General features: G+C 64.0%; 10 protein-coding genes. 9 read left to right on the forward strand and 1 reads right to left on the reverse strand.

From position 1 onward, the window contains the following. Positions 1-339: 339 nt before the first annotated feature. Positions 340-858: an SgcJ/EcaC family oxidoreductase gene (locus tag AC07OT_RS19025; RefSeq protein ID WP_495108771.1), complete on the reverse strand. Its 519-nt coding sequence runs from the start codon at positions 856-858 to the stop codon at positions 340-342. 167 nt (positions 859-1,025) lie between these two features. On the opposite strand from AC07OT_RS19025, the gene AC07OT_RS19030 reads away from it, so the two are divergent. The 9 genes from AC07OT_RS19030 (at position 1,026) to mexE (ending at position 12,044) form a co-directional block, all read left to right on the forward strand. Beyond that, the gene (locus AC07OT_RS19030) at positions 1,026-2,204 is read left to right on the forward strand and encodes a sensor histidine kinase (RefSeq protein WP_495108772.1); all 1,179 of its coding nucleotides are present in this window, start codon (positions 1,026-1,028) and stop codon (positions 2,202-2,204) included. Then, entirely contained in the window at positions 2,201-2,854 is a 654-nt protein-coding gene (locus AC07OT_RS19035; RefSeq protein ID WP_027605673.1) for a response regulator, read from the forward strand. The genes AC07OT_RS19030 and AC07OT_RS19035 overlap by 4 nt, the downstream gene beginning before the upstream one ends. A gap of 10 nt (positions 2,855-2,864) precedes the next feature. After that, on the forward strand, positions 2,865-5,180 hold the full coding sequence (locus AC07OT_RS19040) for an ATP-binding protein (RefSeq protein ID WP_495108773.1): 2,316 nt from the start codon (positions 2,865-2,867) through the stop codon (positions 5,178-5,180). Next, a complete protein-coding gene (locus AC07OT_RS19045) occupies positions 5,177-5,647 on the forward strand; it encodes a response regulator (RefSeq protein WP_065941346.1) in 471 nt (156 codons plus the stop codon). The genes AC07OT_RS19040 and AC07OT_RS19045 overlap by 4 nt, the downstream gene beginning before the upstream one ends. A 112-nt stretch (positions 5,648-5,759) precedes the next feature. Next, positions 5,760-6,275: a sterol desaturase family protein gene (locus tag AC07OT_RS19050; protein ID WP_495108774.1), complete on the forward strand. Its 516-nt coding sequence runs from the start codon at positions 5,760-5,762 to the stop codon at positions 6,273-6,275. Positions 6,276-6,431: 156 nt separating this feature from the next. Beyond that, entirely contained in the window at positions 6,432-7,799 is a 1,368-nt protein-coding gene (locus AC07OT_RS19055) for a cytochrome C (RefSeq protein WP_495108775.1), read from the forward strand. Continuing rightward, the gene (locus tag AC07OT_RS19060) at positions 7,796-8,308 is read left to right on the forward strand and encodes a sorbitol dehydrogenase (protein WP_495102616.1); all 513 of its coding nucleotides are present in this window, start codon (positions 7,796-7,798) and stop codon (positions 8,306-8,308) included. Before AC07OT_RS19055 ends, AC07OT_RS19060 begins: the two co-directional genes overlap by 4 nt. Beyond that, positions 8,305-10,515: a GMC family oxidoreductase gene (locus tag AC07OT_RS19065; protein ID WP_495108776.1), complete on the forward strand. Its 2,211-nt coding sequence runs from the start codon at positions 8,305-8,307 to the stop codon at positions 10,513-10,515. The genes AC07OT_RS19060 and AC07OT_RS19065 overlap by 4 nt, the downstream gene beginning before the upstream one ends. A gap of 287 nt (positions 10,516-10,802) precedes the next feature. After that, positions 10,803-12,044, forward strand: a complete 1,242-nt coding sequence (mexE, locus tag AC07OT_RS19070; RefSeq protein ID WP_027605656.1) for a multidrug efflux RND transporter periplasmic adaptor subunit MexE — start codon at positions 10,803-10,805, stop codon at positions 12,042-12,044. Positions 12,045-12,053: the final 9 nt, after the last annotated feature.

Here is a 12,053-nt window from a genome sequence, read left to right on the forward strand (position 1 = left end):
GTGCCGAGTGTTGGGGCGAAGCGTTTTTGGTTACTTTTGGCGCTCTTCCAAAAGTGACCCGCTGTAAGAGCGGAACCATAGGTGGTCGTGACCGCAGCAACGGATATGTACTCGGTCAAACCCAACGACATGGTCGGCCCGAAGGCCGCCACGGAAGCAAGCCACAGACCGCTGAAAGTTGTGTAGATACCTATTCGGGGGGACAAGCGCCCTCCCACATTCAGGTCGCGGGCCATCAGTTAGAGAGGCATCGGCTCCCGAGCCGTCACAGGAACAATCTCCCAGCCCCAACAAAAAATGCCCACCCCCGGCAAGGGATGGGCATTTTCTCTCCAACCATTACTGCTTGGCGTGCTTGGCCTGGACTTCAGGCATCGCCGAAGAATGATGGTTAAGAATTTTCCACTGGCCACCCACCTGCTCATAGACGAAGGTGTAGCGCGCCTGCACCTGACGCACCTTGCCATCCGACTCGGTCAGGGTGAAGGTGTAGACGCCACTGTCCATGGCCACGTTGCTGCCCAGCTGGCGGATCTCGCGGTAGTTGATCTGGCCCACCGGCTTGAGCGCCAGGAAGTGGTCGAAGTAATCGGTGATCTGCTCCGGCGTCGTGCGCACCTGGTTGGACACGGTCGGCTGCAACACAGCGCCCGGCGCGTAGAGGTCGACCACGGATTTCACGTTGCCGGTCTGCAGGGCGCTGTTCCAGCGGTCGAATAAACCGGCAATCTCGCGGTCTTTGACATTGGCTGGCGCCTGGGCGACTTCACGGTAGACATACGGGGCCGTCTCGGCGGCATGAACAAACGGTACGCTCAGGGCAAATATCAGGGCGATCGGGGCGATCTTGAATTTCATGGCGATACTCCAGTGGTCGTCGTTGCGGCCACTTTGCCAAGCTGCCCGCCGGCCGCCATCGGCCAACCGGAGGTATTTACCTATGCCATTTGGCAGATAGCGCCCAAGGGGTCCGACCCTGTTTAATAGCTACCCTCGCGCCCGCAGCAAAAAATGGAGCATCACCCATGCATGACACGCCCCATGATCCCGGCAGCGCCCTGGCCATGCGCGCGCACTTTCGCCAATCGCAAAGTCGTACGGCGCGCCTGCGCCTGTTGGTGGATACCGGCCAGGAACTGCGCCAACTGGCCCCCGACGCCATGCGCGAACGCGTGCTCGCGCGGGCCTGCGCGTTTCTGGCCATGGACCACGGGCTGCTGCAGGAGTGGGACGCAGAGGGCATCGCCTATACCAGCGCCCGCCATGGCAACCCGTCGCGCTTGGGCGGCCTGGCCGCCCTCGCCGACCGCAGCCTGCGCACGGCGTGTTGGCAGGAGCGGCCATCCGAGGAGGTGCCCAGCGTCTTGCAAGTGCCGTTGCGCGCCGGTGACGGCAATGCCTTTGGTGTACTGGTGCTGGGCAATAGCGTCAGCCTGCGGGCGCCGGAGCACGAAGACAGCGAATCCCTGCAACTGCTCGCCACGTTGCTGGCCGCCCACCTGGAAAACGACCGGCTGCTGAGCACCCTCAAGCTGCGCGACAAAACCCTGTCCGACCTGGTCAACCGCTTGCTCCGCGCCCAAGAAGACGAACGCAAGCGCGTCGCCTACGACCTCCACGATGGCCTGGCGCAAACCCTGGCGGGCCTGCACCAGCGGCTGCAAGGCTTTGCCGGGCGCTGTCCGCCGCTGCCGGAGGCATTGGCCGCCGACCTGGAGGCGATTCTTACCCTGGCCCAACACTCGGTTGGCGAGGGCCGGCAACTGATTGCGGGCCTGCGTCCCACGGTGCTGGATGATTTCGGCTTGTTCAAAGCCCTCGATAAGGAGGCCGACCGCCTGCGTGACGCCGGCATCAACGTGGTGTGGCAGGCGCACTGTGAGGCGCGCTTACCCAGCCAGGTGGAAATCGCCTTGTTCCGGATCGGCCAGGAAGCCATCAACAATGTGCTCAAGCATGCGCGCGCAAGCCAGGTGCAACTGGCCCTGGCGCTGCACGACGACGAGGCGTCCCTGCGGCTGGACGACAATGGCCGAGGCTTCAAGGCAGAGCCATCAGCGGATGACGCCCAGCATCTGGGCCTCGCCACCATGCAGGAGCGCGCCAGCCTGCTGGGCGGCAGCTTCACCTGCGTCAGCTCCGTCGACGGCGGTACCCGGCTGCACGCGCGCATGCCTGCGCAGTTGATTGGAGTCCCGCAATGACCCACGTCCTGCGCCTGGTGCTGGCGGACGACCATGAAGTCACGCGCACCGGCTTTGTCTCCCTGCTGGCCGGCCATCCGCAGTTCGAGGTGGTCGGCCAGGCCAGCGATGGCCTGCAAGCGGTGGAGCTGTGTGAGCAACTGCTGCCGGATATCGTCATCCTCGACATTCGCATGCCCGGGCTCAATGGCTTGGGCGCAGCACGCTTGCTGCAACAACGCCTGCCGGCGGTGAAGGTGGTGATGTTCACCATGGACGACAGCCCCGAGTACCTGGAGGCGGCCATGAATGCCGGTGCGGTGGGCTACTTGCTCAAAGACGCCAGCCGCGCCGAGGTGATCCAGGCGCTGCAACACGTGGCCGCCGGTGGCGAGGCGCTCAACACGGCGGTCAGCGCCCGGCTGTTGCGGCGCATGACCGAACGCCAGGCCAGCGGTGCCGCCCCCGGCGAACCGCTCACCCCACGGGAACGCCAGGTCCTCGGCCTGGTCGCCAACGGCATGAGCAACCGCGCCATCGGCGAACACCTGGGCATTACCACCGGCACGGCCAAGGCCCATGTCGAGCGGGTGATCGGCAAGCTCGGCGCGGCTGACCGTACCCAGGCCGCCGTGCGGGGCATCGCCTTGGGCCTGGTGACACCCACATGAGGCGGCCCAAATGAGAAAGCGTTGGGCCGACCTGCCGCTGCGCGGCAAGGCGCTGGTGGTGATTTCATTGCCACTGGTGGTGCTGTTGCTGTCCCTGGTGCTGATCTACACCACGGAACGCCAGACCGCCCGGGCCGAAGAGGATGTGCGCCGGGTTTTACGCGTGCAAAGCGATATCCAGGCCGTGCATACCCTGCTCGCGGAAGCCGCCGCCAGTGTGCGCGGTTACCTGCTCACCCGCCGCGAAGACTTCCTGCCCAGCTACCTGAACGCCAAGCCCCAGATCGAGTCGGCCCTGCGCCGACTGGACCGCAACGTGCGCGATCCACGGGTGCGCGAGCAGCTCAGCGCGATCAAGCCGCTGATCGACGGCAAGGTCGACGGGCTGGAGGACATGCTCAAGGACAGCGACGCCACACCGGAGTCCATCAGTGCCATCCTGATCAGCAACAAGCACATCCTCGACGCCCTGCGCCAACACATCAGCACCATGCTCACCCTTGAGGCGTCGTTGCTGGCCGAGCGCAGCGCCGCTGCGTCCGAGACCCGCCAACGCTTGTTGCTGTCGACCTGGCTGGCGGCGATCTGCGGGTTGTTCGGGGCGATTGTCGCGGTGCTGTTTCTGTCCAAGGGCATCGTCGCCCGGGTGCAGAATGTGCAGCGCAATGCCCAGCGCCTGGCCCTGGGCTCGCCGCTGCTTCCACAACCACCGGAAAAAGACGAAATCGGCCAGTTGGGCACCAGCCTGGTGGAGGCCGGGTTATTGCTGGCCGAACGCGAACGCGCCTTGCGCGACAACGAAGAACGCTTGCGGCTGATCATCGATGGGGTCAAGGACTACGGGATCTTCGCCCTCGACACAGCGGGCCATGTCACCAGCTGGAACAACGGCGCCGAGCGGATCAAGGGCTATACCGAACAGGAGATCATCGGCCAGCATTTCTCGCTGTTCTACCTGCCCCAGGAATGCCCGCAGCACCCGGACATGGCGTTGCGCGAGGCCACCCGCAACGGCGATTACACCGAAGAAGGCTGGCGCTGCCGCAAGGACGGCACGCGGTTCTGGGCCAGCGTGGTGATCACGGCGCAGTACGACGGCACCGGCGCCCTGCGCGGTTTTTCCAAGATCACCCGCGACATCACCGACCGCCGCGCTGCGGAGATCGCCCTGCGCACCGCCCGCGAGGAAGCCGAACGCGCCAGCCGCGCCAAAAGCCAATTCCTGTCGCGCATGAGCCACGAACTACGGACCCCGCTCAACTCGATCCTGGGCTTTGCACAACTGCTGGACATGGACGCACCCAAGGCGCAAAAGGCCGACGTCGGGCATATCCTGCGCGCCGGCCAGCACCTGCTCACCCTGATCAACGAGGTGTTGGACATCGCCAAGATCGAGGCCGGAAGCCTGGCGTTGAATATCGTGCCGATCCCGCTGGCGGGCGCCTTGCAAGAGGCGCTGACGCTGGTATCGCCCATGGCCGCCGACGCGGGCGTGCAGTTGCGGCCGCTGCCGGCACTGGCGGCGGATACGGGCATCGTTGCCGACCGCCAGCGCCTGACCCAGGTGCTGCTGAACCTGCTGTCCAATGCGATCAAATACAACCGGCGCGATGGTCAGGTGAGCCTTGAGGTCGATATCCGTGGACAACGAGTCAGCGTGGCCGTGTGCGATACCGGCAACGGCATCGCAGCCGATCATATGGGGCAACTGTTCAAGCCTTTCGAACGCCTGGGGGCCGACCCGAATGTGGAAGGCAGCGGCCTGGGCCTGGCACTGAGTAAAAGCCTGCTGGAAAACATGGATGGCCGACTCAAGGTACAGAGCCAACCCGGCGTCGGCTCGCGCTTTACCCTGGAACTGCCCTTCGTGCGCGTGGCCCACGCCCAGAGCATCGCCACGCCCGGCATCGACACCGAATTGAAGCGCCCTGCTCCCGTCGTCAGCACCTTCGAGGGCAAGGTGTTGTGCATCGAAGACAACCTCTCCAGCCTGGCGCTGATCGAAACCCTGCTGCAACGTCGGCCCGGCATACGCCTGCTGTCGAGCATGCAAGGTCAACTGGGCCTGGACCTCGCCGCGCAGCATGCGCCACAGCTGATTCTGCTGGATGTGTCGCTGCCGGACATCAATGGCTTGAAGGTGCTGCAACGCCTGCGTCAGTCACCGATCACCCGCGACACACCGGTGCTGATGATCACCGCCGACGCCAGCGACCTTACCCGCCAGGCCTTGCAGGAGGCAGGCGCCACCGCGGTATTGAACAAACCGATCAACGTGCCGGCGTTTCTCGCCCACCTCGACCAAGCTTTTCCGGAGCCCGCGTGAACCTCGACCTGCGTATCCTGATCATCGACGACCAACGCCCGAACCTCGACCTGGTGGAGCAACTGCTGGCGCGCGAAGGGCTGACCAACGTGCTGAGCAGCACCCAGCCGCTGCGCACCCTGGAGTTGTTCAACAGCTTCGAGCCGGACCTGGTGATCCTCGATCTGCACATGCCGGAGTTCGACGGCTTTGCCGTGCTGGAACAGCTCAACCGGCGCATTCCCCAAGGCGAATACCTGCCGATCCTGGTGCTCACCGCCGACGCCACCCGCGACACGCGCCTGCGTGCCCTGGCCCTGGGCGCCCGGGACTTCATCAGCAAACCCCTGGACGCGCTGGAAACCATGCTGCGGGTTTGGAACCTGCTGGAAACCCGGGTGCTGTACAAAACCTTGCGTACGCTGGTGCCGGCGGACCGGATTGAGTTGTTGCAACGTAGCGGTTCAACGGCTATTCGACGCGGCTAGGGCGATTGGCTCACAAATCCACCACGTAGCCAGCGCCGGGCAGTTGTATACGGCGGCCCGACACCGGACAATCCCGCGCCCGTCCATTTCGCACTACAGGGATATTCCGCGCATGGCTGCTTCCAATAAATGGCTGATGTCATCGGTTGCTTATTACCTCGATTTCTTCACCGTTCCGCTGTTTGTGGTAGCTGCCCTCTATCTGGCGCCCTTTGAGCCCTGGCTGGCACTGTCGGGCCTGCTGGTCTGGACGCTGGTGGAATATTCGGCGCACCGTTTCCTGTTCCACTCGCTGTATCGCCGCGAGCATTGGACCCACCATCTCGACGTGCTGGCCTACATCGGCGTGTCCAGCTGGAAAACCAGTTCGACCTTCGCCGTGCTGTTGCTGCTCGCGTGGTCCACCGGCCTCACCTCGGCGTTTATCGGCGCGGTGACGGGCTATTTCGTCTACATCTCGCTGCACTACGTGATGCACCGCCCGCAGCATTGGGCCTACGCCTTTATTCCGGGATTGGTGGCCAATCACGACCTGCACCATCGCAAAGGCATCGAGAAGAACTTCGGGGTGTCTTCGCCGCTGTGGGACCATGTGTTTCGCACTTACATTCGAACAGGGCGCGCCTGAACCGCCTCTTGGCGATTGTTTTTATTACGAACAAATCTAGCCGCCCATACACCTGCGCCGCCAACCTTATCTACGCTCTAGCCCGTGCCAGGAGGCGCATTGAAGAGTCCATGACGGACCCACTGTCTCCCGGCGCCTGATGCCTAGGAGATACCGATGAGAATGGAAACCCATCGCCCCCGGCCCGGGTTCGGCTGTGCGCTGTTTGGCGCGTTGCTGAGCCCCCTGGTCGTCGCGGCCCCCACGTTGTCTACACAAATACCCTTCGATGTCACGGCGACCCCGCCCTTCTCTCTCGACAGCCTGCAAGCCAACTTCGATGAAATGTCGTGGCAGACGTTCATCGCGCTGAACTGGCCGGCGCTGGACACGGGTCAACCCAACAGCGGTGTGCAGATCGGCCAGCAGGACGCGGCCACTGTGTGGGAAAGCTATAAGGAGAGCTATCAGATATTCCTGGCCCAAGGGCAGAAGCCGCTGCCTTTTCATGCGCCCGCCAGCGTGCCGAAAGCCTGTGAAGGCAAGGGTTCCGGGCGCTTGCTGCAACAGATGGGCAAGGTTCCGGATGTGCTCGACGAGTTTATCCAGCCGTTTGAAAGCGGCCCCCTGGTGGACCAGAGCGGCGTGTACACGCGCAATGAAATCGTGGTCAACCAAGCCATGTTCGACGGCATCGTCAACAACGGCCTCTACAGCATCCAGGGCCAACAGGTGTTTTTTGCCGCCAGCCCGACCAATGCGGTGGCGTTCAGTTGCGGTAACCCGAGCACCAGTGAGGTGGGTTCGCTGATGGTCAAGGCCTCGTGGAAGGTGTTGGACGGCAACGACAATCCCGCCAGCTTCCACAGTGTCGATGCCCTGGTGTATACGCCGGGCAACAGCGACCCGAGCAAGGGGCCGGTGGTGGCCGAGTCCTGCGTGGCCGAGCCGGTCGGGCTGGTGGGCCTGCATATCGTGCACAAGACCACCAGCGCGCCGCAGTGGGTGTGGTCGACCTTCGAGCACGTCGACAATGTGCCGGAAAAGACCACGCCGCCCGCCGAGCGCAAAGGTCCGTACCTGTTCTATAACGCCAGCAGCCAGGCCGCGGTCAACCAGCCGCCGCCCCGGCCATGGAACCCGGCGGTGAAGGCCACGCCCTCGCAGATCGTGCGCGAGATACCGTTGACGGATGAAGCCAAGGCCCTCAACACCACCTACCAGACCCTGCTGCGCACGGTGAATCCCAACAGCGTATGGGCCAACTACCAGTTGATCAGCACCCAGTGGCCGACGCTCAGCGGCCAGCCGCCGTGCCAGATCTCCGCAACCCGGCCGCTGGGCAACCCGGCGCCGTCGTTCCTCGCCAATGCCACGCTGGAGACCTATATCCAGGGCACCGTGCCCCAGGCGTCGTCCAGTTGCATCGCCTGTCACGGCAATGCCGCCACCCACGTGACCCAGTCGCCGCGCACCAGCTTCGCGGACTTCACCTACCTGCTCGAGCGCGCCCAATCCACCGGTGCGACAAGGAGTCAGCCATGAGTACCGACCTGGACAATTTCACTGGCCTGAGCGTGGTGCTCACCGGCATCGACCAGGAACTGCTGGCGCCCTCGGTGGACCCCATCGGCCTGCCCAGCACCTTTCTCAACTTCATCGGCCCGCGTGTCGGGCAAAGCGTGCTCAGCGCCCTGCTGGCTCAGTACGCCGCGCTGGCGGCCGAGCAGGCGACACCGCAGCAAATCGGTACCGCGATCCTGATGCAGAACGGCCAGCCAGCCCCCACGCAAACCGCCCAGGTGGCACGTGCGATCATGAAGCTCTGGCTGCTGGGCGTGTGGTACCAGCCGTATACCCAGGGCGCGTTCCCGGTCGACGAGCAAACCGTGGTGAGTGACGAGGCCTACACCCAGAGCTGGGCGTGGAGTATTGCCCAGGCCCACCCCATGGGCTACAGCGAGTTCTTCTTCGGCTACTGGAACAGCCCGCCGCCCAGCCTGGAAGACTTCACCGGGGTTAACGCCAGCACGCAGCCAGGAGCATCGTCATGAGTAGCGAACAAGCAGATGTGGTGATTGTCGGTGCGGGCCTTGCGGGCAGCCTGATTGCCTATCAATTGGGCCTGGCCGGGGTGCAGGTGCTGGTGCTGGAATCGGGGCCGGAGATTCCGCCCAATCGTAACCAGTACCTGGAGCGTTTCTATACCGCGACGTTGAAGACCCCCGAATCACCCTACCCGCCGGTGAGCACCCTGAGCCCGGCGCGCAACCCCGCCGAACAGAACGCACCGCGCGCGACCATCGCCGACCTGATCAACGGCTGGAACAACCCCGACATCAGCTACCTGGTACAAAAAGGCCCGCTGCCGTTCACCAGTACCTATGAGCGCGTGGGCGGCGGCACCACCTGGCATTGGGTCGCCACCTGCCTGCGTATGTTGCCGAATGATTTCCGGATGAAATCCCTGTACGGCGTGGGGGTGGACTGGCCGATCAGCTACAACGACCTGCAAAGCGCCTATTGCCGTGCGGAGGCGGAAATCGGTGTGGCCGCGAACGTGGCCGACCAGGCGTACCTGGGCATTACCTTCCCGGCCAACTATGAATACCCGATGACCAGCATCCCGCTGTCGCTGGTCGATGGCAGCTTCGTCAGCGCGGTGCAGGGCCAGTCGTTCGAGGGCCTGCCCCTGGTGGTCAGCCCGACGCCGGCCGGGCGTAACTCCCAGCCGTATGCCGGGCGACGGGTGTGCGCGGGTAACACCAACTGCACGCCGATCTGCCCGATCCAGGCCAAGTACGATGCCACGGTGACCATGAACAACGCACTCAACACCGGCAACGTGCGGGTGCTGTACAAGACCGTGGCGAGCAAGGTCACCGTGGCGGCGGACCACAGCATCAGCGGTATCGAGTTCATCCAGTACCAACTCGGCGATGGGCCACCGACCGGCACCGGCGTGGCCGTGGGGCAACGTTATGTGATCGCCGCCCATGCCATCGAGACGCCCAAGTTGCTGCTCAACTCCACCAGCGGCGCCTGGCCCAACGGCGTGGCCAACAGCAGCGGCCAGGTCGGGCGCAGCCTGGCGGACCACCCGATCTACCTGGCCTGGGGCCTGATGCCCGAGGGCAAGACGGTGTTCCCGTATCGCGGCCCGGTGTCCACCTCCGGTATCGAAAGCCTGCGCGACGGCGCCTTCCGCAGCCAGCGCGCGGCCTGGCGGATCGAAATCGGCAACGAGGGCTTCAACTGGCCGATCGGCGACCCCTACACCACCGTCGCCGACCTGATCGATGGCACCAACGTCAGCCACACCAACCCGCTGCCAAACGGCACGGGCGCGCCCCAGGTGCTGTTCGGCACGGCGCTGGTGCAACAGCTGAACAACCTGCTTACCCGGCAATTTCGGATAGGTTTCCTGGTGGAGCAAGTGGAGGAAGATCCCAATAACGCCAACTGCTATATCGTGCCCTCCGCCCAATACAAGGACCGCCTGGGCATCCCGCGCCCGGAAATCCACTACGACCTGTCCGACTACACCAAGGAAGGCTTCAAACAGGCGCGGATTCTGGCCAGCCATGTCATCACCGAACTGCTTGGGGCTACCGAACTGACTGCCGACATCCCGCCCGGGGTGTTCATCTACCAAGGGCAATCCTATTCGTTCCAGGGGGCCGGGCATTTGATGGGCACCTACCGCATGGGGGACGACCCCAAGACCTCGGTGGTGGACAAGAGCCAACGCAGTTGGGACCACAACAACCTGTTCCTGGTGGGTGATGGCGTGTTCCCCACCACCGGCACCTCCAACCCGAGCCTGACCATCGCGGCGCTGTCGATCCAGGCCGGCGACACCCTGTGCAACGAGCTCAAGGCCGCGACGGTACAGGTGCAGGCCAACCAGCCATGGCAAGGCACCGGCGTGCAGATCAGCGGCCCGAGCCCGCGACTGGTGCGGTATGTCAGCGGCAAGTGGCTGGCCAGCCCGGTGGGCGGCCTGGTCGATGGCAACGGCAGCCCCGGGCTGATCGCCAAGGCGGGCTACACCTTGCCGGGCGCCAATGAGGGGGCGCTGATTGGCCGGGTGAGCAGCAGCGGGACACCGTTTCTGGTGGGTGACCTGGCGGAGATTCCGGCGGGGCAGACCGGGGAATTGCAGCTGTGTATCAACGATGATCTGGAGGGGCGTTATGGCATTGGCTTGGGGGATAACCAGGGGGCGCTGACGGTGCAGGTGGGGTTCGGTACCGCCTGACGCACGCTATGAATCGGCGCCCGGTTCAGTTGAACCGGGCGTTTCTTTCACCCTCCTGGCAGTCGTCGCTTCACGCAAACTACCGTCGAGACGGTTCCTTGCACCTTCGACAACAGTCTTTTGTCATCACGCCCATTGATAGCTCCCTAACGAAAGCCCCATGCTAGAGGGCTAATCCCGCGCTTATATCATTCCGAATGATAGTTACCTTTGCTTCATTCGATTCGTGACATACCGCCTCGCCGCGCATGATCCGCCCATCTCAAATACATTGGCGGATGCACCTCATGGAACAGTCACTCAAACATTTGCGCTTCCCCCTGGCGATCCTGGCCGTGGTGGTGATGAGCGCGTGCGGCAAGACCCCGGACCAAGCGGCCGCCATGCCACCGGCAAAAGTCAGCGTGGCCAAGGTGCTTGAGCAGCCGGTCAACGAGTGGGATGAATTCACCGGTCGCCTGGAAGCGCCCGAAACCGTACAGATTCGTCCACGGGTCTCTGGCCAGATTGACCAAGTCGCTTTCACCGAAGGCGCTTTGGTCAAGAAAGGCGACCTGCTGTTCCAGATCGACCCGCGTCCGTTCCAGGCCGAAGTGCGCCGCCTGGAAGCCCAACTGGCTCAAACCAAAGCCGCCGCCACCCGCAGCGACAACGAAGCCCAGCGCGGCGAACGCCTGCGCCAGAGCAATGCGATCTCCGCCGAACTGGCCGACTCGCGCACCACCGCCGCCCAGGAAGCCCGCGCCGCCGTCGCCGGGATCCAGGCGCAGTTGGACCTGGCCAAGCTGAACCTGAGCTTCACCCGCGTGACCTCGCCGATCAGCGGCCGCGTCAGCCGTGCCGAAATCACCGCCGGCAACCTGGTGACCGCCGACGTTACCGCGCTGACCAGTGTGGTCTCCACCGACAAGGTCTACGCCTACTTCGACGCCGATGAACGTGTGTACCTCAAGTACACCGAACTGGCTCGCCAAGGCCGCCGTGGTGCGACCACCCCGGTGTACCTGGGCCTGTCGAATGAGACCGGCAACCCGCACCTGGGCCAGATGAACTTCGTCGACAACCAGGTCAACCCGGCCACCGGCACCATCCGTGGGCGCGCCGTGTTCGATAACAGCAAGGGCGAATACACCCCTGGCCTGTATGCGCGCCTGAAGCTGGTCGGCAGCGGCACTTACTCCGCCGTGCTGATCAACGACGAGGCCGTCGGCACCGACCTGGGCAAGAAGTTCGTGCTGGTGATGGAAGGCGACAAGCCGGCGTATCGCGCGGTGGAACTGGGGCCGAAGATCGAAGGCCTGCGCATCGTGCGCAGCGGCCTGAACAAGGACGACACCATTATCGTCAAGGGCCTGCAACGCGCGCGCCCCGGCTCGCCGGTCGCCCCGGAAACCATTCCGATGGCCAGCAAGGAAACCCTCGCCGCCTTGGCCCAACAACGACAAGCGCTTGAAGCCAGCAACCTGGAGCAAGTGGCGCCGGAAAAAACCGCGCCCAAACTCGCAGCCGTTGCGTCTCCACGCGGTTAAGGGATACGA

Source organism: Pseudomonas sp. GW821-FHT09C10 (assembly GCF_059418085.1).